Source organism: Dolomitihabitans soli, from assembly GCF_022213955.1.
Lineage (GTDB): Bacteria > Actinomycetota > Actinomycetes > Streptosporangiales > Streptosporangiaceae > Streptosporangium_A > Streptosporangium_A soli.
Genome location: NZ_JAKNTW010000009.1, coordinates 205,164 through 228,515 on the forward strand (window position 1 = coordinate 205,164; position 23,352 = coordinate 228,515).

Annotated in this window: 23 protein-coding genes; 13 read left to right on the forward strand and 10 right to left on the reverse strand. The window is 70.7% G+C overall.

Annotated features, from left to right (window positions below; genetic code table 11):
* Positions 1-18: 18 nt before the first annotated feature.
* Positions 19-1,305: an aspartate kinase gene (locus tag MBA17_RS20930; RefSeq protein ID WP_238498201.1), complete on the forward strand. Its 1,287-nt coding sequence runs from the start codon at positions 19-21 to the stop codon at positions 1,303-1,305.
* Entirely contained in the window at positions 1,302-2,354 is a 1,053-nt protein-coding gene (locus tag MBA17_RS20935) for an aspartate-semialdehyde dehydrogenase (protein WP_238498202.1), read from the forward strand. Before MBA17_RS20930 ends, MBA17_RS20935 begins: the two co-directional genes overlap by 4 nt.
* Positions 2,355-2,375: 21 nt before the next feature.
* On the opposite strand, the gene MBA17_RS20940 is transcribed toward MBA17_RS20935, so the two are convergent.
* Positions 2,376-3,014 carry a hypothetical protein gene (locus tag MBA17_RS20940; RefSeq protein ID WP_238498203.1) on the reverse strand — a complete coding sequence of 213 codons (639 nt, stop codon included), beginning with the start codon at positions 3,012-3,014 and terminating at the stop codon, positions 2,376-2,378.
* Between the two features lie 154 nt (positions 3,015-3,168).
* Between MBA17_RS20940 and MBA17_RS20945 the strand changes: the two genes are divergently transcribed.
* The 3 genes from MBA17_RS20945 to MBA17_RS20955 all read left to right on the forward strand — a co-directional run bounded on the left by MBA17_RS20945 (position 3,169) and on the right by MBA17_RS20955 (position 5,268).
* Entirely contained in the window at positions 3,169-3,843 is a 675-nt protein-coding gene (locus tag MBA17_RS20945; protein WP_238498204.1) for a TetR/AcrR family transcriptional regulator, read from the forward strand.
* A gap of 64 nt (positions 3,844-3,907) precedes the next feature.
* Positions 3,908-4,870: an LLM class F420-dependent oxidoreductase gene (locus MBA17_RS20950; protein ID WP_238498205.1), complete on the forward strand. Its 963-nt coding sequence runs from the start codon at positions 3,908-3,910 to the stop codon at positions 4,868-4,870.
* A 65-nt stretch (positions 4,871-4,935) separates the two neighbouring features.
* A complete protein-coding gene (locus MBA17_RS20955; protein WP_238498206.1) occupies positions 4,936-5,268 on the forward strand; it encodes a YkvA family protein in 333 nt (110 codons plus the stop codon).
* On the opposite strand, the gene MBA17_RS20960 is transcribed toward MBA17_RS20955, so the two are convergent.
* The 3 genes from MBA17_RS20960 to MBA17_RS20970 form a co-directional block, all read right to left on the reverse strand.
* Positions 5,249-6,445: an amidohydrolase family protein gene (locus MBA17_RS20960; RefSeq protein ID WP_238498207.1), complete on the reverse strand. Its 1,197-nt coding sequence runs from the start codon at positions 6,443-6,445 to the stop codon at positions 5,249-5,251. The two genes, MBA17_RS20955 and MBA17_RS20960, sit on opposite strands and share 20 nt — an antisense overlap.
* 187 nt (positions 6,446-6,632) lie before the next feature.
* Positions 6,633-7,493, reverse strand: coding sequence for an SURF1 family cytochrome oxidase biogenesis protein (locus tag MBA17_RS20965; protein ID WP_238498208.1), 861 nt, complete (start codon positions 7,491-7,493; stop codon positions 6,633-6,635).
* Between the two features lie 49 nt (positions 7,494-7,542).
* A complete protein-coding gene (locus tag MBA17_RS20970) occupies positions 7,543-7,980 on the reverse strand; it encodes a winged helix-turn-helix transcriptional regulator (RefSeq protein WP_238498209.1) in 438 nt (145 codons plus the stop codon).
* 87 nt (positions 7,981-8,067) lie between these two features.
* Between MBA17_RS20970 and MBA17_RS20975 the strand changes: the two genes are divergently transcribed.
* Positions 8,068-8,559, forward strand: coding sequence for a GNAT family N-acetyltransferase (locus MBA17_RS20975; RefSeq protein ID WP_238498210.1), 492 nt, complete (start codon positions 8,068-8,070; stop codon positions 8,557-8,559).
* Between the two features lie 52 nt (positions 8,560-8,611).
* Positions 8,612-9,217, forward strand: a complete 606-nt coding sequence (locus tag MBA17_RS20980) for a TetR/AcrR family transcriptional regulator (protein ID WP_238498211.1) — start codon at positions 8,612-8,614, stop codon at positions 9,215-9,217.
* Here MBA17_RS20980 and MBA17_RS20985 read toward each other — a convergent pair.
* Positions 9,214-9,594 carry a hypothetical protein gene (locus MBA17_RS20985; protein ID WP_238498212.1) on the reverse strand — a complete coding sequence of 127 codons (381 nt, stop codon included), beginning with the start codon at positions 9,592-9,594 and terminating at the stop codon, positions 9,214-9,216. The genes MBA17_RS20980 and MBA17_RS20985 overlap by 4 nt on opposite strands.
* A gap of 136 nt (positions 9,595-9,730) precedes the next feature.
* Here MBA17_RS20985 and MBA17_RS20990 point away from each other — a divergent pair, with 136 nt between their 5' ends.
* The gene (locus tag MBA17_RS20990; RefSeq protein WP_238498213.1) at positions 9,731-11,167 is read left to right on the forward strand and encodes a DUF7059 domain-containing protein; all 1,437 of its coding nucleotides are present in this window, start codon (positions 9,731-9,733) and stop codon (positions 11,165-11,167) included.
* Positions 11,168-11,885: 718 nt separating this feature from the next.
* Here the strand turns inward: MBA17_RS20990 and MBA17_RS20995 are convergent.
* Positions 11,886-14,840 (reverse strand): AfsR/SARP family transcriptional regulator, encoded by a 2,955-nt coding sequence (locus tag MBA17_RS20995; RefSeq protein ID WP_238498214.1) that lies wholly within the window; start codon positions 14,838-14,840, stop codon positions 11,886-11,888.
* Positions 14,841-15,191: 351 nt separating this feature from the next.
* Here MBA17_RS20995 and MBA17_RS21000 point away from each other — a divergent pair, with 351 nt between their 5' ends.
* Complete coding sequence (locus MBA17_RS21000) at positions 15,192-15,719, forward strand: hypothetical protein (RefSeq protein WP_238498215.1); 528 nt, start codon at positions 15,192-15,194, stop codon at positions 15,717-15,719.
* Positions 15,720-15,803: 84 nt separating this feature from the next.
* On the opposite strand, the gene MBA17_RS21005 is transcribed toward MBA17_RS21000, so the two are convergent.
* A complete protein-coding gene (locus MBA17_RS21005) occupies positions 15,804-17,069 on the reverse strand; it encodes a pyridoxal phosphate-dependent aminotransferase (protein ID WP_238498216.1) in 1,266 nt (421 codons plus the stop codon).
* 98 nt (positions 17,070-17,167) lie between these two features.
* Between MBA17_RS21005 and MBA17_RS21010 the strand changes: the two genes are divergently transcribed.
* The 3 genes from MBA17_RS21010 (at position 17,168) to MBA17_RS21020 (ending at position 20,177) form a co-directional block, all read left to right on the forward strand.
* A complete protein-coding gene (locus MBA17_RS21010; protein WP_238498217.1) occupies positions 17,168-18,109 on the forward strand; it encodes a LysR family transcriptional regulator in 942 nt (313 codons plus the stop codon).
* Positions 18,110-18,179: 70 nt separating this feature from the next.
* Positions 18,180-18,902: a ribonuclease HII gene (locus MBA17_RS21015; protein ID WP_238498218.1), complete on the forward strand. Its 723-nt coding sequence runs from the start codon at positions 18,180-18,182 to the stop codon at positions 18,900-18,902.
* Positions 18,903-19,154: 252 nt separating this feature from the next.
* Complete coding sequence (locus MBA17_RS21020; protein ID WP_238498404.1) at positions 19,155-20,177, forward strand: LLM class flavin-dependent oxidoreductase; 1,023 nt, start codon at positions 19,155-19,157, stop codon at positions 20,175-20,177.
* On the opposite strand, the gene MBA17_RS21025 is transcribed toward MBA17_RS21020, so the two are convergent.
* The gene (locus tag MBA17_RS21025; protein WP_238498219.1) at positions 20,150-20,536 is read right to left on the reverse strand and encodes an SCO5389 family protein; all 387 of its coding nucleotides are present in this window, start codon (positions 20,534-20,536) and stop codon (positions 20,150-20,152) included. The genes MBA17_RS21020 and MBA17_RS21025 overlap by 28 nt on opposite strands.
* A gap of 66 nt (positions 20,537-20,602) precedes the next feature.
* Positions 20,603-21,568, reverse strand: coding sequence for an ATP-binding protein (locus MBA17_RS21030; protein ID WP_238498220.1), 966 nt, complete (start codon positions 21,566-21,568; stop codon positions 20,603-20,605).
* Between the two features lie 104 nt (positions 21,569-21,672).
* Between MBA17_RS21030 and MBA17_RS21035 the strand changes: the two genes are divergently transcribed.
* Positions 21,673-21,987, forward strand: a complete 315-nt coding sequence (locus MBA17_RS21035; RefSeq protein WP_238498221.1) for a DMT family transporter — start codon at positions 21,673-21,675, stop codon at positions 21,985-21,987.
* Positions 21,988-22,016: 29 nt separating this feature from the next.
* Here the strand turns inward: MBA17_RS21035 and MBA17_RS21040 are convergent, their stop codons facing one another.
* Positions 22,017-23,330, reverse strand: a complete 1,314-nt coding sequence (locus tag MBA17_RS21040) for an LCP family protein (RefSeq protein ID WP_238498222.1) — start codon at positions 23,328-23,330, stop codon at positions 22,017-22,019.
* Positions 23,331-23,352 lie beyond the last annotated feature (22 nt).

A 23,352-nucleotide genomic window follows, 5' to 3' on the forward strand; every position in this document is an offset into this window, starting at 1 on the left:
CAACGCTTCGGAGATCTCGTGGCGCTCGTCGTTCAGAAGTACGGTGGTTCGTCCGTCGTGGACGCGTCCAGTATCAAGCGGGTCGCGCAGCGGATCGTGGCGACGAAAAAAGCCGGCAACGACGTCGTCGTGGTGGTCTCCGCGATGGGTGACACCACCGACGAGCTGCTGGACCTCGCACAGCAGGTCTCGCCGTTGCCGCCGGGCCGTGAGCTCGACATGTTGCTGACCTCGGGAGAGCGCATCTCGATGGCGCTGCTGGCGATGGCGATCGCCAACCTGGGTCACGAGGCCCGGTCGTTCACCGGGTCCCAGGCCGGGGTGATCACCGATTCCACGCACGGGAAGGCGCGGATCATCGATGTCACGCCCGGCCGGATCAGGGAGGCGCTCGACGGTGGCCAGATCGCCATCGTGGCGGGTTTTCAGGGCGTCTCCCAGGACAAGAAGGACATCACCACGCTCGGCCGGGGCGGGTCCGACACGACGGCGGTAGCACTGGCGGCGGCGCTCGACGGCGACGTCTGCGAGATCTACACCGATGTCGACGGCATCTTCACGGCCGACCCGCGCATCGTCCGGGCGGCGCGGCAGATTCCGCGCATCTCCTATGAGGAGATGATGGAGATGGCGGCCTGCGGGGCCAAGGTCCTGCATCTGCGCTGTGTGGAGTACGCGCGCAGGTTCGACCTGCCGATCCACGTCAGGAGCTCGTTCAGCCAGCGGGAAGGCACGTGGGTCGTCGCCGCGCGGCCCACCCCCAGTGACAGTGAAGGAAGCGAGATGGAGCAGCCGATCATCTCCGGCGTGGCACACGACCGGAGTGAGGCCAAGATCACGGTTGTCGGGGTGCCCGACAAGGTCGGAGAGGCTGCCGCGATCTTCAAGACGCTGGCCGGCGCCGAGATCAACATCGACATGATCGTGCAGAACGTCTCGGCCGCGGCCACGGGCCGTACCGACATCTCCTTCACGCTCCCGGCGACCGACGGCACGACGGCGCTCACCGCGCTGAAGAAGATCCAGGACCGGATCGGCTTCGAGTCGCTGTTGTTCGACGACCAGATCGGCAAGGTGTCGCTGATCGGGGCGGGCATGCGCTCGCACCCCGGCGTCACCGCGAAGTTCTTCGCCGCCCTCGCGGACGCGGGCGTCAACATCGAGATGATCTCCACCTCGGAGATCCGCATCTCGGTGATCGTCGGGCAGGACGAGGTGGATTCCGCGGTCAGCGCCGCGCACCGCGCGTTCGACCTCGACGCGGACCAGGTAGAAGCAGTGGTGTACGGAGGTAGCGGACGATGAGCAGGCCGACTCTGGCTGTCGTGGGCGCGACCGGTGCCGTCGGCACCGTCATGCTCGACATCCTTTCCACCCGCCCCGACGTGTGGGGCGAGATCCGGCTGCTCGCCTCGCCGCGGAGCGCGGGCAAGGTGCTGCGGGTCCGGGGCGAGGAGGTTGTGGTCCAGGCGCTCTCTCCGGAGGCGTTCGACGGCGTCGACGTGGCGATGTTCGACGTGCCCGACGAGGTCTCCGCCGAGTGGGCGCCGATCGCCGCCGCGCGTGGCGCCGTGGCCGTCGACAACTCCGGCGCCTTCCGGATGGACCCCGACGTGCCGCTGGTGGTTCCGGAGTGCAACCCGGAGGCGGTCCGCGACCGGCCCAAGGGGATCATCGCCAACCCCAACTGCACCACGTTGTCGATGATGGCCGCGATGGGCGCGCTGCACCGGGCGTACGGCCTGCGTGCCCTGGTCGTGGCCTCCTACCAGGCGGTCTCCGGTGCGGGGGCGGCGGGGTCCGAGCGGCTCTACGACGAGATCGCGGCCGTGGCGGGCGACCGGAGCATCGGCACGGTCGCGGGCGACGTCCGCAAGGCCGTGCCCGACCTGGCGGACTCGCCGTTTCCCGCGCCGATCGCGTTCAACGTGGTCCCGTGGGCGGGCTCGGCCAAGGACGACGGCTGGTCCTCCGAGGAGTTGAAGGTCCGCAACGAGTCGCGCAAGATCCTCGGCATCCCGGATCTCCGGGTCTCCGCGACCTGTGTGCGGGTCCCGGTGATCACCACCCACTCGCTGGCGGTGCACGCGACCTTCGCCGGGCCGGTGACGGCCGACGGCGCCCGGGCGATCCTGGAGGACGCGCCGACCGTGGTCGTGCTCGACGACCCCGCGGCCGGCGTCTTCCCCACGCCGGCTGACGTGGTCGGCTCCGACCCCACCTATGTGGGCCGGATCCGTCAGGCTCTCGACTTCCCGGACACGCTCGACCTCTTCCTCTGCGGCGACAACCTGCGTAAGGGCGCGGCCCTCAACACGGCGGAGATCGCCGAGCTGGTCGCGGCCGAGTTCTGAGTTCCGCGGCCGAGGCGGGTCTCAGCGGAACAGGATGTCCCAGTGATCGTGCTCGCGGGCGTACAGGTCGCCGTCAGGCGATCTGTACATCCGCGCGCCGTCCCCCCGCACCTCGTAGAGGGGATAGTGGCCGGTGATGAACCGGTCGACGCAGGCGTTGAGCGTGATGTCCAGTTTGTAGCCGGCCGCGTGGCTGTACACGCCGGGCGAGTGGCCCGCCTCGGTGCCGCCGGTGACCACGATCGGGCACCCGCTGCGCCGCTTCAGTTCGATGATCGAGGCGACGGTGCCCCTGCGGACGGCCGTGAGCGAGGTGCACCAGCGCAGCTTCCGGTTGGTGCAGTCGCCCGACGACCGCCACCGCAGGCCGGCGCTCCGCAGCCGCCGCATGGCCTGGCCATGGCCCAGCCGTGCTCTCATGGCCTGCTTCGGGCGGGGGCGCGGCACGACGTCGGCGGCTCCTTGAAGAGATTGCCGGGCGGCGGACAGCATCGTCACGTACGTTCGCGTGATGGTCGGGCCGGTGGGTGGATACCCGGCGGCGTGCGCGTGGGCGGTCTGGGCTCCTGTCGAGACCAGCGCGATGATGGAAGTCTGTACGGCAAGCAACACGCACCCGGCGAGCCAATTGGGCCCCCGTTTGCACGGACTGATCCCCATGTTGATCCCTTTTCGCGGATTGCCCTTCCGCCAGCTGGATCAATCCCACGTTTCCCGGGCGATGATCCCTCGTGTCAGCGAGTCTTTGCGGTGAACTGGAGATCACCGTCAAGGTTCATGACCTAGCAGGAGGGTGAGACGTACAGTGACGAATGTGGTGGAACCGGCCCAACGAGGGCGAGGATCGGAGACGACCCGTGAGCTGATCGTGGAGACAGCCCTGCGCCTTTTCCGCGCTCGGGGCTACGAGGCCACCACGATGCGGGCGATCGCTGCTGAGGCGGGCGTTTCTGTGGGAAACGCCTACTATTACTTTGCCTCCAAGGAGGCGCTGGTCCAGGCGTACTACGACCGTGCCCAGATGGAGCACGAGGCCGCCTGCCGGGAGTTGCTCGCCACCGAGCGGTCCCTGGAGGCGCGGCTGGGCGGGGTGCTGCGCGAGTGGGTGCGCGTCTCGGAGCCGTACCACGAGTTCGCGGTCAAGTTCTTCAAGCACGCGGCCGAGCCGACCAACCCGCTGAGCCCGTTCAGCGCGGAGTCGACGCCCGCGCGGGAGTCGTCGATCGAGATCTATCGGCAGGTCGTGCAGGGCTCGACCGACCGGATGGACGCCGAGCTGCGCGAGGAGTTGCCCGAGCTGCTGTGGCTCATGCAGATGGGCGTGGTCCTGTTCTGGGTGCACGACACCTCGCCCGACTGCACCCGCACCTTCCACCTGATCGACCGCACGGTTCCCCTCGTCGGCCGGCTGGTCAGGCTGTCGCACCTGCCCGGTATGCGGGGCGTGGCCAGGGATTTCATCGAGACCGTCCAGGAACTCCGCGCTTGACCGGAGCGACATACCGGTCGGTTGGTACGCTACTCCAGAATGACATTCTGGACGGAGGGCGAACATGGCCAAGCGCTGGGGGATGACGGTCCCCTTCTTCGACCGCACGCTGGCGGAGTCCAAGGAGCTGATCGCCGAACTGCCCGCACTGGGCTACACCGACGTCTGGTCCGCCGAGGTGGGCGGCACCGACGGCTTCGTGCCGCTCGCGCTGGCCGGTGAGTGGGCGCCGGGCCTGCGGCTGGGCACCGCCATCGTGCCGGCCTCGACCCGTGGCCCGGCCCTGCTGGCCATGTCCGCCGCGACCCTCGCCGACCTCGCCCCCGAGCGTTTCGTGCTCGGCATCGGCTCCTCCTCCCCGGCGATCGTGGAGCGGTGGAACGCCGGCGAGTTCAGCAAGCCGTACTCCCGGACCCGGGACACGCTCCGGTTCCTGCGCAAGGCGCTGGCGGGGGAGAAGGTCACCGAGCGCTACGAGACCTTCGAGGTCAAGGGGTTCCGGTTGGAGCGGGCGCCCAAGACGCCGCCGAAGATCGTGCTGGCCGCGCTCCGGCCCCGGATGCTCCAGTTGGCCGCGTCCGAGGCCGACGGGGCGATCACCAACTGGCTCGCGCCCGAGGACGTCGGGAAGATCAGGGCGGAGATCGGCGCCGAGACCGAGCTGATCGCCCGGCTGTTCGTGTGCGTCAGCGAGGACGCCGAGAAGGTGCGGGCGCTGGGCAGACGGATGCTGGCGGCCTACCTGACCGTGCCCGTCTACGCGGCCTTCCACGACTGGCTGGGCCGGGGCGAGGTGCTGCGCCCGCTGCACGAGGCGTGGGCGGCGGGGCAGCGGCAGGACGCGCTCAAGGCGATCCCCGACGAGGTCGTCGACGCGCTGATCGTGCACGGCGACGCGGCCACCTGCCGGGCCAGGATCGAGGAGTACGTCGCCAACGGCCTGACGACCCCCGTGCTCGCGCCCATCCCCGGCGGTGAAGTTCCCATCCCCCAGGCGGTCCGGGACCTCGCGCCAGGAACGCGCTGATACCCCCCGGACGTTAACCACCCGAGCGGCCGGGGTAGGCCGTGGGTTGACTTCAGGGAGGCACGATGGCGAAACCAGCGCGTACCGCGGCGGCCTTACGGGCGTACCGCGAGGTGAGCCGACCGGGCACGCCGGGTGTGACGGCCCGGTTGCGAGCCGTGCCCCGCATGATCGGCGGAGTGCTTCGCGGCCGCTATCCCGGGATGGCGAAGAGCAAGCTCGTCATGATGGGCATGGGAGTCGTCTACATCCTGTCGCCCGTCGACGTCATCCCCGACTTCCTGCTCCTGGTGGGCGTCGCCGACGACTTCGGGGTCTTCCTGTGGCTGATGACCTCGCTGCTGGGCGAGAGCGGCCGCTACGTCGACTGGGAGCGCGCTAGAACTCCTCCGACCTGAGCCAGGCCCGCGAGGGCAGCGGGTGACCGAAGAGGCGTGCGGCGTTGCCGTACGCGACCCTGGCGATGTCGGGGGGAGGCAGCGAGCCGAGGTTGCGGGCCACCGTCCGCTGGGTGTCCGGCCAGGTGGAGTCGGAGTGCGGGTAGCCGCTCTCCAGCAGCACGTGGTCGAGGCCGACGGCGAGCCGTACCCCCGACAGGGCCGCGTCGTTGAGCGTGCCGAAGTAGAAGTTGCGGCGCAGCACCTCGCTGGGCTTGAGTCCGCCCTCCCACTTGGCCTCGCCCGCCACCGGATGGTCCAGGGCGTAGTCGGCGCGCTCGGCGAGCATCGGCAGCCAGCCCACGCCGCCCTCGACGATGAGGATGCGCAGGTTGGGGTAGCGCAGCGGGACGCCCGACCAGAGCCAGTCGGCGCAGGCGAACATCGCGCTGGCCGGGATCAGCGTGGTGATGGCCTCGATGGGGGTGTCAGGAGACGGCACAGGCGCCCAGGAGGCCGCGCCGGTGTGCAGGCACACGACGGTGCCCGTCTCCTCGCAGGCGGCGAACAGCGGGTCCCAGTGGCCACTGTGGATCGACGGCAGCCGCAGCCGGGTCGGGAACTCCGGGAAGATGACCGCCTTGAAGCCGCGGGCGGCGTTGTCGCGGATCTCCTTGGCGGCGATCTCGGGCTCCGACAGCCACGGCAGCTGCAACGCGATCATGCGCTCGGGGTAGGTGCCGGCCCAGACCTCCACGTGCCAGTCGTTCCAGGCCCGCAGCACGGCGAGGCCGAGGTCCTGGTCGCGGGTCTTGGAGAAGACCGAGCCCGCCTGCCCGGCGAGCATGCCGGGAAAGCAGAGCGCGGCCCAGATGCCCGCGAGGTCCATGTCGTCGACGCGGGCCTCGATGTCGTGGCAGCCGGGCCGCATGTTCTCGAAGCGGACCGGATCGAGGGTCCACTGCTCTCGCGGCAGGCCGGCGCCCACGTCGAGCCCGGCACACGGGTAGGTGGCCCCGCCGTACCGCCAGACCTGGTGGCCCGCCTCGGTCTCGACGACCTTCGGCGCGTGGTCGGCGTATTTCTCGGGGAGCCGGTCCTCGAACATGTCGGGCGGCTCGATGAGATGATCGTCGGCCGAGACGATCACGTAGTCGCGCCGCCTCGGCTCGGGTTCGGGAAGCAGCGGCGAAGTCACAGATAAACCGTATGACGCGGGCATCACACAGAACAAGCTGGGAGGTCTCCTGTTGGTATCCGTTGGGCAGGAACGCTCAATCAGAACGGCTCCACAGGCGCGACTCGGCCCGCTAACCAGGTGTACGGCCGGTCATCTCCGGACAGGGACCATCCCGGTCGTCATGCCCTGAGTTGCCCCTAGACCGTCACGGCCCGAGCGTTCCGGATCTTTCATGCCCCAGGTCGTCCTGGGCCGCACGCTCCGGGCCGTCCTCGCCCTCGGGCGCCTGGTCAGCGCGGTCCTCGTGGGCTGAGGCGGCGGCTCTGCGGTCGGCGGCCTCGCGCCGGATCAGGAAGTACCAGCCGCCGATCGCGATGACGATGAACACCCACCACTGCACGCCGTACGCCAGGTTGAGCCCGCCGCCCCCGCCGATGTCGGGCTCGGGGACCGGCGCGGGAGCCGGTTTCGCCGCGGGACTCTGCGCGGTCAGCTCGACATATCCGCCCAGCAGCTCGTACGGCAGGCCGGCCCGGATGGCGGGGGTGTCGATGAGCAGGATCTGTCCCGGCGGCAGGCCGGGCCGGTTGCGGATGCCGGAGGACGCCTCGCTCTCGGCGGGTCGAAGCCGCCCGGTGACCGTCACGTGCCCGGTGCTCGGCGGCGGCACCTCGGGGCGCGCGTCGGCGGTGGCCCCGGCCTGGACCCAGCCCCGGTTGACGAGCACGGCCGTTCCCTGGCCGGTGACGAGCGGGGTGAGGACGTAGAAGCCGGTCTGGCCGTTCTGCGGACGGCGGCGGACCAGCAGCTCGTGGGCGGCGTCGTAGGTGCCCGACGCGGTGACCGTGCGGTAGCCGTCGGCCTCGCGGACCACGCCGCCCGGTGTGGTCAGGCCGGCCACCGGTGTGGCGGTGGCGGCCATGTTCGCGGAGATCCTGGTGGTCGCGGATGAGCGCTCCTCGTAGCGCCCGAACTGCCACTGACCCAGCAGGACGAACGCGGGGATGATCAGCAGGACCAACACGTGGAAGCCCAGCCATCGAGGAGTGAGCAGGAACCGGTACACCACCCCAGGGTAGGCACCGCCCCTACCGCTCCCGTCTCCGGCTCACGGTTCAGCCGGGACGCGGGGTGACCTCGCGCGGGGAGGGGACCTCGTGACCGTTCTCGCAGCGCAGGTGCTGTGCGATCGGGGCGCCGCAACCGCGGTGGGTGAGCACCACGGGAGCGCACTCGTTGACGTAGTGGTCTCCCCAGTGCATCAGCGCGACCATGATCGGATAGAGGTCGAGCCCCTTCTGAGTCAGACGGTACTCATCGCGCTGGCGCTGGCCGGGTTCGCGGTAGGGGACCTTGCGCAGCAGATCCTCCTCGACGAGCCGGGCGAGCCTGGCGCTGAGCACCTGGCGTGGGGCGCCGGTCGCCGCCTGCATGTCGGCGAACCTGCGCACGCCGGTGAACGCCTCGCGGAGCACGAGGAACGTCCACTTCTCCCCGACGATCTCCAGGGTGGCGCCGATCGAGCAGTTGTCCACTCGGAAGGGCACGGTCATGCTCGAATAGTAGGTCGTCGCCTTCTCCCGTCCAATATGCATCTGAGTCTAGTTGACATACTCAGGTGGAGACGTCACCCTGAGTCCATGCTTGGAACTCAGGTGCGACCCGCCGACGTGGTCGAGATCCGGCTCGCCGGGCCCGGCGACGAGGAGAGGGTCCGCTCGTTCCTGTGCGGGCTGTCACTCGCCACCGCGACCTCGCGCTTCTTCGCCGGGATGACCCGTCCGAGCCCGAGCGTGCTGCGTTCCCTGCTCCTCCTCGACGCCCGGCGAGACGTCCTGCTCGCCGTACTCCCCGGCACCGACACGGTGATCGGTCACGCGATGAGCTTCCACGCCGCCCCCGGTTCGCCGGTGGAGATCGCGGTCGTGGTGGCGGACGAGTGGCAGGGCCTGGGGTACGGCTCCCGCCTCGTCGGCACGCTGCTCGGCCGGGCGGCGGCGCGGGGGGCGCGGACCGTCGGGATGGACGTGCTGGGCGACAATCGCCGGGTGCTGGCGATGATCCGCAGAAGATGGCCGCAGGCGACCACACGTGTGGCCTCGGGAACCGTCGAAATTGAGACCAGTTTCTAGAACCATCTCTGGTATTTGCGGAACAAGGTTCTACACCCTCACCATGGCTTTCGTGAAGAGTGTCAAGAGCGGACGCGACGGCCGAACCCGGATCATCGAGGGAGCGCTGCGCAGGTTCGCCCAGGACGGCGTGTCTGCCACCACCCTGGCCAGCCTCCGCGAGGAGAGCGGCGTCAGCGTCGGCAGTTTCTACCATCACTTCGCCAGCAAGGAGCACGTGTACGGCGTCCTGTACGCCGAGACCCTGGCGATGTACCACGAGGCGTTCCTCGAAGAGATCCGCCGCCACGAGAACGCCCGCGACGGCATCGAGGCGATCGTCGCCCTGCACATGTCCTGGTGCGGCCGGCATCCCGAGCGTGCCCGCCTGCTGATCAGCGAACGCCCGCCCCGGCGTGAGGAGCCCGGCGGCACCGAGGTCCACGACGCCCGCCGCGCGTTCTTCCGCCAGGTCTCCGACTGGTGGCGCCCGCACATGAAGGACGGCGTCCTCCAGCCGGTCCACCCGACCATGTGCTACGTGCTGTGGCTCGGCCCCGCCCAGGAGATGTGCCGCCTCTGGTTCGCCAGCGCCCACCAGCCGACCCCCGAGGAGATCGTCGGTCTCGGCGAGGCCGCCTGGCAGAGCCTCCGCCAGCCCGACGCGCAGGAGCGCTAGGAGTCACCCGCGTACCGGCCGCGGATCAGGGGTGCGGGAAGCCGAGTCTCCGCGCAGGTGAAGCGGTGGTCGGGGACGCCGGTCGGCGAAAGCCGGGTGGGCACCCGCCACGTCTTCTCGTCGAGTGAGATGTCCAGCCGCAGGATCTGGCGCTTACGGCGGAGCCCTGGCACCCGGAACCGGTCGTGCACGTCGAAACGCCGCCGGCCAGGACACCCGAAGCCCAGTTCCCCGGGAAGGACCCGCAGGTCGTCGCGGTTTCCGCAGCGGGGGCAGGTCCAGGCGACGAGGTCGCGCCCCCGGTTGTAGTCGTGGCAGGCACGGAAGTACTCATCGGGGATGAAGCGCGAATCGCAGGCCAGGCAGGGAATCAACATTTATCAATCCGAACGCTAAGTAGTAACGACTGCGATCATGGCAAATTATCCCTTCTCGCTTGATTGCTACTTGCAGGGCGCCACGGCCGTTATGTAATCGTCCTGTGACGCAACGCGTCCGGTGCAGAATGGACCGGTGAACGTGCCTGCCGACCTCCTCGACCGCCTGCGTGACCGGCTCGTCGAGAGCGACTACTCCATCGACGGCGTGCGCGAGCGACTCGGCGACGTCGCCGCGACCGCGCTCGCCCGCGAGGAACTGGTGCCCGCCCTGCGCGCCACCCGCGACCGTGACGCGCTCGGCGTCCTGATCCGGTTGTGGTGGCTGGGCGTCCCGGTGCCCGCCGCCGACGTGCCGCTCGACGTCGCGAGGCTGGTCGAGACGGGCCTGCTCGTCGCCGAGGCCGACGGGGTCCGCGCCACCGTCCACCTCCAGCCGTGGGAGACCGGCGGCTACGTCGTCTCCGACCGGAAGGTACGGCCGGGCGACCCCGCGCTCAGGCACGACCACGTCGTCGGCGCGGGCGGGGCCTCCGCCAACCTGGCGCAGCTCGTCTCCCGGCGGCCCGTCGAACGCGCCCTCGACCTCGGCACCGGGTGCGGCGTCCAGGTCCTCCACCTCGCCGGCCGGGCGGAGCGGATCGTCGCGACCGACGTGAACCCGCGCGCCGTCGAACTGGCCGGGCTGAGCTGGCGGCTGTCCGGCGTCGGCGACGTCGACGCCCGTGCGGGATCGATGTTCGAGCCGGTCGAGGGGGAGCGGTTCGACCTGGTGGTGTCCAACCCGCCGTTCGTGATCTCCCCACGTGAGCGGCTGACCTATCGGGAATCCGGATTCGAGGCCGACGGGTTCTGCCGCGACCTGCTGCGGCTCGCGCCCCGGTACCTCGCCCCCGGCGGCCGGTGCCAGGTGCTCGCGAGCTGGCTGCACGTCAAGGGGGAGGACTGGCGCGACCGCGTCGGCGGCTGGCTGGCCGGATCCGGCTGCGACGGCTGGGCCGTCCAGCGCGAGGCGCAGGACCCCGCCGAGTACGTCGAGCTGTGGCTGAGAGACGCCGCCGAGCAGGGCACCCCCGCCTACCGGGAGCGCTACGACGAGTGGCTCGGCTGGCTGGAGTCGATGGACGTGACCGGGATCGGCTTCGGCTGGATCACCCTGCACGATTCGGGCGCGCTCGACCCCGTGATCCGCGTCGAGGAGCTCACCCAGAAGGTCGAACTCCCCGTCGGCGGATACGTCGACGACGTGCTCGCCGCGATCGCGGCGGCCCACCGGGTGAGCGACGAGGAGCTGATGGCCGCCTGCCTGAGCGTTCCCGACGGGGTGCTGGAGGAGCGGATCGGGCCGCCGGGAGCCGACGACCCGGGCCAGATCGTGCTCCGCCAGATCCGCGGGCTCCGCCGTACGACATCGGTCGGGACCGTTGAGGCGGCGCTGGCGGGGGTCTGCGACGGCGGGCTGCCGCTGCGGCCGTTGCTCGCCGCGATCGCCGAACTGACCGGCGAGGAGCCGTACGGCACGCCTCCGGAGTCGATCCGGGCCCTGGTCGCGGAGGGGTTTCTAGCGCTTTGATCCGGCGTTGATCGGACGTTGAACCGGGAGCGGAAGGCTCTGACCATGGGTGCGGCCCCGGGGGGTTCGCGGTCGTGCCCAGTCCGGCCGGCCGTCGATGTGAGGCGGCTAGCCGTCGCGAGCCGCACCCCTTAACCGGGCCCCCTAGCGGAACGTGATGGTCAGGCGGCCGGCCGGGCTACCACTCGAACGCGTAGGACGGTCCAGGTTGATCAATCACGTGCGCATGACACGCCTCGATGACGACCTGTTCGCCGGGCTCGACGTGTCGGCTCCCCACCTGGCCGAGGCCCAGGAGGATGCGTCAGTTCCCGGGCCGGCTGAGGTCCGGCAGGACGCGTCGGCTCCCGGCCTGGCCGAGGTCCGGCAGCACGGGTCGGCGTCTGGCTCGGCCGAGGCGTGGGAGGACATGGGGGGTATCGGGCGGGTTGAGGTGCGAGCGTCGGATTCCGGGCCGGCCGAGGTCCGGCAGCACGGGTCGGCGTCTGGCTCGGCCGAGGCGTGGGAGGACGTGGGGGGTATCGAGCGAATTGAGGTGCGAGCGTCGGATTCCGGGCCGGCCGGGGTGCGGGAGGGTGGGTTGGTGTCTGGCTCGGCCGGGATGCGGGGTTTCGAGCTGGTTGAGGTGCGAGCGTCGGATTCCGGTGCGGCCGAGGTGCTGGAGGGTGGGCCGGGGTCCGGCTTGGGCGAGGTCCGGGGGGTGGACGAAGGGCGGGTGTCAGCGTTGGACCTGGTCGAGGTTCAGCAGGGCGCGGAGGTCCTCGGCCTCGGGGGCGCCGAGCCGGGAGAAGAGGTCGTGGGCGCGCCGGAGACAGTCGTTGCTCCTGTCCGTGCTGCCGAGGCCGGCGAGCGCGTGGCCGAGGACCGAGAGTGACAGGGCCTCGCCATAGGGGTGGCCGATCTCGCGGCTCACGGTGAGCGCCTGTTCGGCGTGGCGGATCGCGTCCTCGAAGCGGCCCGCGGCGATGAACGTCTGCGCCAGGCGGCAGCACACCCGTTGCTCCCAGACCCGCTGGTTGCTGGCGCGGAAGAAGGCCAGGCACTCGGCGTGGTGGTGGACGGCCTCGCTCAGGCGGCCCACCCGGGAGAGCACGATGCCCAGGTGGTAGCGGGCCCGGGCGGTGCCCGCGCCGCTGCCGATCTCCGTGAAGATCGCCAGTCCCTGCTCGGCGGCGGCGATGGCGTCGTCGGCGTGCCCGAGGCCCAGGTGGTCGCGCACCGAGTAGCTGAGCACCAGCGCCTCACCCGCCCGGGCGCCCATCTCCCGGTAGACCTTCGACGCCGCGTCGAACCAGGCCAGCGCCTCGTGGTGGCGCCGCCGGCGGCCGGCGACGACGGCCAGCGCGTTCATGGTCTCGCCGGACACGATGCGCTCGCCGGTGGCCCCCGCGAGATCGAGCGACGCGCGGAACTCCGTCTCCGCGGCGAGGAGGTCGTCGGCGCCGAACAGCACCCGGCCCAGGACGTATCTGCTGCGGATCTCGCTCGGGATGTCGCCGATCCGCTGCGCGGCGGCCAGCAGCTCGGCGGTGCGCCGGTCGAACTCGCGCATGTGCGTGCCCGACTCCAGCAGCGGCTCCATCGCCAGCAGCAGGTCGGCGGCGGGCAGCAGCGGGCCGGTCACCCGCTCCGCCGCCTGGCCGATCGCCGCGAACAGCGCGTCGGCCTCCACGTCCAGCCACGCGACGGCCTCGTCGGCGGTGGCGAAGACGCGTCCGGTGCCGTTCACGGCCAGGCGGTCGGCGATCAGGCTGCCCTCGTAGGCCAGCCGGTGCGCCTCCTTCGCCGAGGCGAGGTAGAAGTCGAGCAGCCTGGCCAGCGCCTGCGCCCTGACCTCGGGATGCTCGGCGTGCTCCGCCTCCCGCCTGGCGAACAGCCGGAGCAGGTCGTGGAAGCGGTAGCGCCCCGGCGTGGGCGCCTCCAGCAGGCTCGCGTCGACCAGCGACTCCAGGATGTCCTCCGACTCCATCGTGCTCCTGGCGAGCACGGCCGAGGCCGCGGACAACGAGATGCCGGGCCCGCTGGGCAGCGACAACAGCCGGAACGCCCGCGCCTGGGCGGGATCGAGCTGGTTGTAGCCGAGCGCGAAGGTGGCGTCCACCGCGAGCGTGCCCACCTTCAGCTCGTCCAGCCGCCGCCGCTCGTCGGCCAGCCGGGGCACCAGCGAGGCGACGGTCCACGCGGGCCGCGCGGCCAGCCGCGCCGCCACGATGCGTACGGCCAGCGGCAGGAATCCGCAGGCGGCGACCACGTCCATCGCCGGGGCGCGCTCGGCCGACACCCGCTCGGGCCCGGCGACGGCGGCGAACAGCGACAACGCCTCGTCCGGTTCCATCACGTCCAGGTCGATCAGCCGGCCGGAGGGGAGGTCGGCCAGCTTCGTGCGGCTGGTCACGATCGCCGCGCTGCCGGGCGCGCCCGGCAGCAACGGGATCACCTGCGCCGCGTCGAAGGCGTTGTCGAGCAGCACCAGCATGCGGCGCTCGGCGAGCATGGAACGGTACAACGCCGACCGTTCGGCCACGCCTTCGGGGATGACGTCGGGCGGGATGCCGAGAGCGCGCAGGAAGGCGCCGAGGGTGGAGCCGGGATCGGTCCGCTCGTCGCCGTGGCCGCGCAGGTCGGCGTAGAGCTGCCCGTCGGGGTAGAGATCGCCGGCGGCGTGCGCCACGTGCACGGCGAGCGTGGTCTTGCCGACGCCGCCGATCCCGCAGATGGCCGCGACCGGCACTCCCTCGCCTCCCAGGATCGTCCGCAGCCGGTCGACGACCTGGCGGCGGCCGGTGAAGTCGCCCACCGCCGCGGGGAGCTGGGCCGGCCGGGGAAGCTCCTCCTCCTGCTCGGGTTCGGGCTCCTGCCGTACCGGCTCGGCGGGGACCGGGGTCGCGGCGAGGGCGGGGTCGGCGGCCAGGATGCGCCGGTGCAGGGTGGTCAGCTCGGTCCCCGGGTCGATGCCCAGCTCCTCGACCAGCGCCTGACGGGTGTCGGCGAAGACGGCGAGGGCGTCGGCCTGCCGTCCGCACCGGTAGTAGGCGAGCATGAGCTGGGCGCGCAGGCGCTCGCGCAGGGGGTGGTCGGCGGTGAGCGCGATCAGCTCGGAGACGATCTCGTTGTGCCTGCCGAGCCGCAGGTCGAGGTCCATCAGCGACTCGACGACGTTCATCCGGCGCTCGGCGAGCCGGTCACGCTGGTGCTCGGCGTACGGCCCGACGGCTCCGGCCAGCGGTTCGCCGCCGCACAGCGCCAGCGCGTCACGCAGCAGCCGGGCCGCGTCGTACAACCGTTCGGCGCGCCTGGCGGTCTCCGCCCGCGCGATGTCCCGCTCGAACAGCGTCAGGTCGACCGCGTCCTCGGGCAGCCGCAGCGCGTAGCCCTTGCCGACCGAGGTGAGCAGCTCCGGCCGGGACCGCGGCGAACGGCCCGGCTCCAGTACGGCCCGCAGCCGGGAGACGTAGGTGCGCAGCGCACCCAGCGCCCGCGGCGGCGCCTCCTCGCCCCAGATCGCGTCGATCATCTCCGTCGGGGTGACCGCCCTGCCCTCGCGGAGCAGCAACATCGCCAGGATGGAACGTTGCAGAGGAGTGCCCAGATCGAGTTCCCTGCCGTCCCGCCACGCCTGAACAGGCCCCAGCACGGCGAAGCGCAGGCCGTCTTCGCTGTCCCGAACAGCCATTCCGGGGTTCTCCGACTCCGAGGAAAGTTTTATGACCAGATGATAGGTCCTTGAACGCTTACGCCAAAGGTAGGAGGCCGAACGTTGATCGGCTGTTGATCCTCCGTTGAACATGGGGGGACATGCTGAGACACATGAAAGGCGTGGCCCCGAGCCAAACGGGGGCGGCCATGCCTCCCTGATATTCCGGGGGCTCGCATCAACCGATGCGGGCCCCTTGTCGCGTGCCGTACAGCACGTTTATAGCGGGCTGCAGGCTGCCGTCAACAGTGTGTAAGCGGTGTGCAGGCGGCAGGGCCTATCAATGAGCCATCGCCCCGGCACTGGGGGAGTTTCCGAAGGAGAACCACGATGCGCCGCACCACTCGCACCCTGCTCGGCCTCGCGGCCGTCAGCGCCACCGCCCTTGCCCTCGCCCTGCCCGCCTCGGCCGCCAGCGCGTCGACCGTCAGCGCCGGCGGTCCGTCCGCCACGATCGGCACGGGCGGCCCGTCCGCCACGACCGTCGGCACCGGCGTGCGGGCCGACTTCGAGGACTTCTGGGGCTCGTACTACTCCAAGCGTTACAACGACGCCCGCGCCCGGGCCAGGGGCGAGGTGTCGACCAGCGGCAGCCGGGTCCACGTTGAGGGCCGGGTGTACGACAAGAACTCGCCGTGGTGGCTCTGCGGCTACGTCCAGGTGAAGTTCGAGGACGAGGACGGCGAGGAGGAGACCCGCGCCGCCAAGAAGTGCGGCTCCGACGGTTACCGCTCCTTCCGCTTCTCCGAGCGTCACGTGGAGAACGTCCAGGTCCGGGTCTGCTACTGGAACGAGCGGACCGACTCCAAGAAGTACTGCGGCCGGTGGGACTACATCTACGAGGCCGACGAGTCGTAGCAGCCGGGGGACCACGTCCACCAGGATCGTGGCCACACACGCCGACGGCCCGCCCGGGAGATCCCGGGCGGGCCGTTCGACGTGTCAGCTGGCGACGAGCGAGGTGGAACGCGTCGAGCTCATCGCGGCCAGTGCCTCGCTGAGATGGTCGAGCGACGCCGAGATCCACGGCAACGCCAGTGGATCGCCGGACCGCAGAGCCGCCAGGCGCTGCTCGGCGGTCTCACCGTAGAGCAGGCTGGTGGCCACCCTGATCCGCAGCTCGGCCGGGTCGTCACCGAACGCGTGCCCGGGCAGCACGCCGACCCCGTGCCGTTCGAGCATCATCGCGGCCAGTTCCGCCGAGGTCGTCACGCGCAGCCGTTCCCGCAGACGCCCGAGGTCGGGATAGATGTAGAAGCCCCCCTTGGGCTCCGCGACCTCGGCCCCCGCAGCCGTGAACCGGGCGTGCGCGGCGCGCACCACGGTGCCGTGCAGGCGCCGGCTCATCGCCACCCGCTCGATGAGCTCGATCGGCTCGGTGAAGGCGTAGGCCGCCGCCTCCTGGACCGGCGCCGCCGGGCTCGACCAGATCTCGCTGGCCACCGCGAGCATCCGCGCGCGCAGGCCGTACTCGCCGTCGGGCAGCCGGGCCACCCCGATCCGCCAGCCGCCGAGCGCCAGGCTCTTGCTCAGTCCCGTGGTGATCACAGTGCGTTCGGGCGCCAGGTCGGCCGGGCTGAGAAAAGGGGTCGTCTGGTCGTGCACCAGGTCGCGGTAGATCTCGTCGGAGATGATCGTGAGATCGAGTTCCCTGGCGATCTCCACCAGGCTGCGGATCGTCTCCGGCGAGGCCAGGGTGCCCGACGGGTTGTCCGGAAGGGTGACGAGCAGCGAGCCGACCGTGCGGCCCCGCGCCCGGGCGCGCAACACCGCCGACCTGACCTGGCCGGGATCCGGCGCCCCTCCCTCGCCGGGGGGCGCGGGGACCAGGATGGGTCGGGCGCCGACGAGGTCCGCCTGCGCGGCGTAGCTCACCCAGCTCGGCATCGGGAGCACGATGTCGCCGCCGATCGCCAGCAGCAGGCCGTACAGCAGCGGCTTGCTGCCCGGTCCGCAAACCACCAGGTCGGGGTCGGTGGGCAGGCCGCGACGGCTCCAGTAGCCGGCTGCCGCGGTTCGCAGGTCGGCCGAGCCCGCGACCGGTCCGTAGCCGTTGCGCTCCGACGCCGCGATCAGTTGCCTGCGCAGGGCCGGGTGGACGGGTAGCCCGGCCTCGCCGAAGGCCAGGTTGAGCACCCTCTCCCCGGCGCGGCGTCTTCGTTCGATCTCCTCGTTCGCCGCCAAAGTGGCGGACAGGGTTACGTTCATGGTGGTGCCTCCTGCTTATGCTCGGAACGTTCCCAGCGTGAAGGGGATCAGGCATCACGGCAAGCGAGGCTTTTCGTGGGTAGGCGTAAGGAAGTCTGATGCTCGATTTGCGGCGTTTAACGTTGATCTGCGAGTTCGCTCGCCGTGGCAGTATCGCCGCGACCGCCACCGCTCTCGGCTACAGTCCGTCCGCCGTCTCCCAGCAGCTCGTGGCGCTGGAACGGGAGGCCGGCACGGCACTGCTCGACCGTACGGCCCGCAGCGCGGAACTCACCGACGCCGGGCGGCGGCTCGTCGAACACGCCGAACGGATCCTGTCCATGGTGGAGGCCGCGGAGAGCGACCTGTCCGCGCACGCGGCGACCCCGTCGGGCCGGGTCGTGATCACCGCCTTCCCCACCGCCGCGGTGGCCTTCGCACCCGCCCTCGCCCGCTCACTCCGCCGCCACACCTCCCTGACCCTCCGCATGCGCCAGGGGCGGTCCGGGCGGGGGATGCGCGAGGTCGAGTCGGGCGAGGTGGACATCGCCCTGGTCGACGACTGGTACGGCCGGGTGCTCGAACGCGGCTCCGGCACCCTGCGCGTCTTCCCCCTGCTGTACGACCCGCTGGTCCTGGTGGTGCCGCGCAAGCACCCGATGGCCGATCCCGCCGTCCCGGTCGATCTGCGCACCCTCCGCGACGAGCCGTGGATGGCCACACCCGACGGCGAACCCTCCCGGCTCGCCGTCGACCGCCTGCTCGCCGACGTCGGCGGCGCGCTTCCCGTCCCGTGGGAGTTCGAAGGGCTCGGCACGATCCTCGGCCTGGTCGCCAAGGGGATCGGCATCGCCGCCGTGCCCGCCCTCGCGCTCGCCTCCGGGGTGCGCGGCATCGTCGTCCGCGAGTTCCCCGGCGAGCCCTTCGGCCGCGAGATCCACGCCGTCGCCCGGGTCTCCAGCATCGACCGCCCCTCGGTGTCGGTCACCCTGCGCGCGATGCACGTGGCCGCCCGGGTCCTGGCCGCCGACCTGTCCCCGCTGACCCTCGCGGCCCGTTGACGATCGTGTCGCGTAGATGTGCGCTGTCCGCCGTCGATCTGGCTGCATTTCCGCGGTGGGTGCCGGACAGATGCGCGATCTGCGCCGCCGGTCCTCGCCGACCGCTAACGTTTCCGCCGTGAGTCCCACATATGCGATCGAGCGTCTGCTCACCTCCGGCGGCCGGGCCAAGCTGGTGGCGGGGGTCGACGAGGTGGGCCGGGGGGCGTGGGCGGGGCCGGTCTCGGTCTGCGCGGTGGTGACCGATCTCTCCGATCCGCCCGCCGGGCTCACCGACTCCAAGCTCCTCACCCCCGCCCGCCGTACGGCGCTGGCACCCCTGGTGGACGCCTGGGCGGCGGGGATCGGCCACGGCGAGGCGAGCGCGGCCGAGATCGACGAGCTGGGCATGACCGAGGCCCTGCGCAGGGCGGCCAGACGTGCCCTCGAGGCCCTCCCCGTCCGCCCGGACGCCGTCATCCTCGACGGCAAGCACGACTACCTCGGCGCACCCTGGCCGGTCCGCTGCGAGATCAAGGGCGACCTGTCGTGCGTGTCGGTCGCGGCCGCGTCGGTGCTGGCGAAGGTACGGCGTGACGCCCACATGGCGACACTGGGCTTCGACGAGTACGGCTTCGCGGACAACGCCGGTTATCCCTCGCCGATCCATCAGGCGGCGCTCGCGGAGCACGGGCCGACCGAGCACCACCGGCTCTCCTGGTCCTACCTCGACGACCTGCCTCGATGGCGGCATCTCAAGCGGCATCGCGATCCGATGGCGGGCGAGGGACAGCTCGATCTCCTCGACCTGTAACCTCTGGAAGATTCGTACGGTGCGGCGGAGGAGCTTGGAGACGTCACCCGCTCCAGTCGTCGCCGCGGAACAGCCGCATGATCTCGTCGGTGGACATCATGCCTTGGCCGCTGGAGTATGCGATCTTCAGCAATGAAGGTCGCAACTTGCCGGAATCTCGCGTAGTGACCGATCTGCGAGCGCTCGTCCCTCGGCGTGCGTCCGCGCGGGCCGGGAGGAGCCGTGGTGGTGCACGAGCATGGGAATCCGGGGATGCGGGTCGGGGTGTTTCTGCTGGCGGCTCGGTTTCCGGGGATGGCGGCGGGAGAGGTGATCGCGAACACGGTGGACGCCGTGGTGGCGGCGGAGGCGGCCGGGTTCGACGACGCGTGGATCGCCGAGCATCACTTCATGTCGTACGGCGTGTGCCCGTCGGCGGTGGCGTTGGCCGGCGTGGCGCTGGGCCGTACCAGCCGGATCGAGGTGGGGACGGCGGTGAGCGTGCTGTCGACGCAGCATCCGGTGGCGCTGGCGGAGCAGGCGGCGGTGCTGCACCACGCGTCCGGCGGGCGGTTCAGGCTGGGGGTCGGCAGGGGCGGGCCGTGGCTGGACCTGGAGGTGTTCGGGACCGGGATCGAGCGGTTCGAGTACGGCTGGCGGGAGTCGCTCGACCTGCTCTGCGCGGCGTTGTCCGAACGGGCGGTGTCCGCGGACGGGAGGTTCTTCCGGTTCCGCGAGGTGGCGATGGTGCCGGGGGCGGCGGGGACGGGACTGCGGCCGGTCGTGGCGTGCACGTCGGAGAGCAGTGTGGCGCTGGCGGCGGAGCGGGGGCTGCCGATGTTGCTGGGGATGCACGTCGGCGATGAGGAGAAGGCCGCCATGATCGCCGACTATGCCCGGCAGGCCCAGGGGACCGGTCTGCGGGAGACGCGGCATGTCGCGGCGGGGGTCGGGTTCGTGGGGGATACGACGGCGGAGGCCGTGCGGGAGCTGGCGGGGGCGATGCCGGCGTGGCTTGAGCCGGGATTGGCGGGTTACGTGCCGGTAGACGGGAGAGCACGGCCGAAGCGCGATATTTCGGCCTATGTCGAGATGCTCTGTCGTATCCACCCCGTCGGCTCGCCCGAGCACTGCGTGCGGACGATCGCCAGGACCGCTCGGCGGACGGGGGTGCGGCACCTGATCCTCATGGTGGAGGGTGCGGGCGATCACGCCCGCACCCTGGAGAACATCACCAGACTCGGTGCCGAAGTGCTGCCCGCGTTACGTCAGCAGTCGACGAGCTCGGGCTCCTGATTGAGGATCTGCGACCTCGGGGTGACGAAGTCGCGCAGGGCCTCGGTGGCGGTCGGGTCGAACACGGCTACGCGGTGGCAGTTCTGGAAAGCCAGCCGCATCCCGAAGTGACGCTCCAGCGCGTTGCGCATGGCGTCGCTCGCCAGGCAACGCAGGAGCTGGCCGCGCGCGGCCTCGTCGGGGGGCGGGGTCTGGTTGTCCGCGAAGGCGGAGCCGGTCCTGTCGCGCTGTTCGACCAGCTCGCTGATCACCGACCAGGCGTAGGGCAGGGAGTTCCGGATGCAGGCGATGAACGCCGCATCGTCGACCTCACCCGTTCTGGCCTGGTCAAGAAGATCATTGGGAACGGTCAGCGACATGCTGCTGTCTCCTCTCAAAGGGGATCACATTGACGCTAGGTGGGGGTAGGGGAACACTCCATATGGCTACGAAGCGACAGTCGTGTGTGCGGGGCCGTAGACGAAGTCGGGATCGATCTGCGCGGCGAGATCCTGGCCGGTGGCCCGGTTGGCCCACGCGTCGGCGTTGCGCAGGTGGAACTCCACGGCCTGGTCGCCGAAGCGCGCCCAGTTCTTGGGCCGGTTGTCGAGGATCTTGAGCAGCATGGCCAGGGAGTCGGCGTTGGCCGGCTCCAGGTCGTCGAGGGCGAACGGCCTGCCCTGCTCCAGCGCCCGCACCGCCGGGCTGTGCTCGAACCAGGTGACCAGGTCGTCGCCGACGTGCCGGCGGAGGAAGGCGAGATCGTCGGGACCGTGCACCTTGTTGCCGACGACCGCGACCGGCACGCCGTGCTCGGCGGCGTAGTCACGGTACTGCCGGTAGACGCCGACGCCCTGGCGGGTCGGCTCGGCGACCAGGTAGGTCAGGTCGAAGCGGGTGAACAGCCCGGAGGCGAAGGAGTCGGCCCCCGCGGTCATGTCGACCACGACGTATTCGTCGGGACCGTCGAGCAGGTGGTTGAGGTAGAGCTCGACCGCGCCGACCTTGGAGTGATAGCAGGCCACACCGAGGTCGTCCTCGTTGAACGGCCCGGTGACCATCAGCCAGGCCCCCTCCGGCGTGGTGGTGGCGAACCGGTCGTGGATCGGGTCGTCGCGCTCGCCGAGGTCGAGCAGGTTGGAGCCGCGGCCGGGCGGGGTCGTCTTGACCATGGCCGCGGCGGAGGTGATGCGCGGATTGTCGCCTCGCAGATATTCCTTGATCTCCGTGAGGTGGGCGCCCATCGGCGGGGGCAGCTCCGTGTCCTCAACGCCGAGGATCATGCCGAGATGCTGGTTGATGTCGGCGTCGATCGCGACGACGGGCCCGCCCTGGCTGGCCACGTATCTCGCGAACAACGCGGACAGAGTCGTTTTGCCGCTGCCGCCCTTGCCGACGAACGCTACCCTCACGCCTCGATCCAATCTGATTATGAAAACCATTGCAACCCTGGAGGGCTCATCATGCCACGGTCGCGAGGCGTTCCGCCGGGGTATGAGCGATCGGGGGGAACAAGATGGCCTGGTTGGTGCTCTTCGTGTCGGGAATCCTGGAGACCGTCTGGGCCGTGGCCCTGGACAAATCCGAGGCGTTCTCCAAACCGCTGGCCACGACGGTCTTCGTGGTGGCGCTGATCCTGAGCATGATCGGTCTCGGCTGGGCGCTTCGCGACATTCCGGTCGGTACGGCGTACGCGATCTGGGTGGGCATCGGCGCCATCGGCACGGCAGTCGTCGGCATGGCCTGGCTCGGCGAGTCGGCCTCCCTGCCGAGGATCGCCTGCCTGCTGCTCGTGGTGGCCGGTGTGGTGGGACTGAAGATCTACCACTGACGCGGAGCGCTCGTCCCAGCCGTCAGGGCTTAGCAGGTTTCGTCGAGGGAGACGGGGGTGCTCCTGGCCGGGCTAGGTGTGGCGGCCGGCCGGGGGGCGGTCCCGTGGAGCGACTCGGCCGTCTTGCGCCTGATCAACGCATAGTCGGGGGTGGCCGGGTCGATCAGCGGGGGGACGAACTGGAGGCTCTTGATCTCCGAGTCGCGGACCCGCTGCGACAACTCGATCAGGCCGGGCAGCAGGCTCTGTGGGATGTCGGTGGACACCGCCTGCCTGGCGGCGCGGGCCAGCCGGTCGAAGCCGCTGAGCAGGGTCGCCGGTCCGGCCTGCCTCGCGACCGCGTTGAGCAGGCACTTCTGACGGGCCATCCGGACGTAGTCGCTGCTGTCGGTGCGTGACCTGCCGTACCAGAGGGCAGCCTCGCCGGACAGCCTCCGGGTGCCCGCCGGGATCAGCCCTTCGCGACGCGAGCCGTACACGATGGGTTCCCTGACCTTCACCGTCACGCCGCCCATGGCGTCGATGATGTCGGCGAATCCCTTCATGTCGACCATCGCGTAGTAGTGGACGGGCAGGCCGAGGATGCCCGAGACGGTGTCCTTGAGTAGTTTCGGGCCGCGTTTGCCGGTGGGGGTGTGCGGGACCATCTCGGGGTGGTCCTCGGCGTACTGGAAGATCTCGTTGAGGATGCCGGGGGTCAGGGGAGGGTCGCCCGCGAAGCCGTACGGGAAGCGTCTCCTGGCGGGGCCGTCGGGCATCGGGACCCGTTCCAGGTTGCGGGGGAGTCCGAGCAGTACGGCTCTGCCGGTGCGGACCTCGATGGAGGCGAGGGTCACGCTGTCGGTGCGGATCCCTTCGCGGCCGGTGGCGGCGTCGGCGCCCAGCAGCAGGATGTTCACCCTGTCCTTGCCGCTCCACGGGTCGTGCGCGCGGCCGAACATGCCGGTGATGAGGTCGCCCGAGAGGTAGGCCACCCTGGCCGCGTGGACCGCAGGGACGATGACGAGCAGGCAGAGCGCGGCCGTCAGCAGACGGGTGACGGCGGCGGGCCGTACCAGGCGGTAGGAACAGATGATCACGGCGGCCCAGGCCAGGCCCAGCACGACCAGGCCCACGGCGAGCCCCGCCAGCCATCCCGGGCGTACGGCGAGCCCGAGCAGACGGGCGCGGTGGCCGGAGAGCATGACGACGCCGGCGCCCACCAGCGTCGCCTCGACCGCGAGCAGCAGCAGACCGGTCAGCCGGCGTCCCGTGACGAGATGGGCGAGCCCCCAGATCACCGCCGATCCGAACGTGAGCGCCGCGCTCGCCCCCAAGCCGAACCGGCCACCACTCTCCGTCACTCACCACAGGTTAGTTACGTTT

What these genes read in the sequence shown, in the direction of transcription:
- MBA17_RS20935 (WP_238498202.1), top strand. Translation starts at nt 1,302, where the DNA reads ATGAGCAGGCCGACTCTGGCTGTCGTGGGCGCGACCGGTGCCGTCGGC.
- MBA17_RS20940 (WP_238498203.1), bottom strand. Translation starts at nt 3,014, where the DNA reads ATGGGGATCAGTCCGTGCAAACGGGGGCCCAATTGGCTCGCCGGGTGC.
- MBA17_RS20950 (WP_238498205.1), top strand. Translation starts at nt 3,908, where the DNA reads ATGGCCAAGCGCTGGGGGATGACGGTCCCCTTCTTCGACCGCACGCTG.
- MBA17_RS20955 (WP_238498206.1), top strand. Translation starts at nt 4,936, where the DNA reads ATGGCGAAACCAGCGCGTACCGCGGCGGCCTTACGGGCGTACCGCGAG.
- MBA17_RS20970 (WP_238498209.1), bottom strand. Translation starts at nt 7,980, where the DNA reads ATGACCGTGCCCTTCCGAGTGGACAACTGCTCGATCGGCGCCACCCTG.
- MBA17_RS20975 (WP_238498210.1), top strand. Translation starts at nt 8,068, where the DNA reads ATGCTTGGAACTCAGGTGCGACCCGCCGACGTGGTCGAGATCCGGCTC.
- MBA17_RS20985 (WP_238498212.1), bottom strand. Translation starts at nt 9,594, where the DNA reads ATGTTGATTCCCTGCCTGGCCTGCGATTCGCGCTTCATCCCCGATGAG.
- MBA17_RS20995 (WP_238498214.1), bottom strand. Translation starts at nt 14,840, where the DNA reads ATGGCTGTTCGGGACAGCGAAGACGGCCTGCGCTTCGCCGTGCTGGGG.
- MBA17_RS21000 (WP_238498215.1), top strand. Translation starts at nt 15,192, where the DNA reads ATGCGCCGCACCACTCGCACCCTGCTCGGCCTCGCGGCCGTCAGCGCC.
- MBA17_RS21005 (WP_238498216.1), bottom strand. Translation starts at nt 17,069, where the DNA reads ATGAACGTAACCCTGTCCGCCACTTTGGCGGCGAACGAGGAGATCGAA.
- MBA17_RS21010 (WP_238498217.1), top strand. Translation starts at nt 17,168, where the DNA reads ATGCTCGATTTGCGGCGTTTAACGTTGATCTGCGAGTTCGCTCGCCGT.
- MBA17_RS21015 (WP_238498218.1), top strand. Translation starts at nt 18,180, where the DNA reads ATGCGCGATCTGCGCCGCCGGTCCTCGCCGACCGCTAACGTTTCCGCC.
- MBA17_RS21020 (WP_238498404.1), top strand. Translation starts at nt 19,155, where the DNA reads ATGCGGGTCGGGGTGTTTCTGCTGGCGGCTCGGTTTCCGGGGATGGCG.
- MBA17_RS21025 (WP_238498219.1), bottom strand. Translation starts at nt 20,536, where the DNA reads ATGTCGCTGACCGTTCCCAATGATCTTCTTGACCAGGCCAGAACGGGT.
- MBA17_RS21035 (WP_238498221.1), top strand. Translation starts at nt 21,673, where the DNA reads ATGGCCTGGTTGGTGCTCTTCGTGTCGGGAATCCTGGAGACCGTCTGG.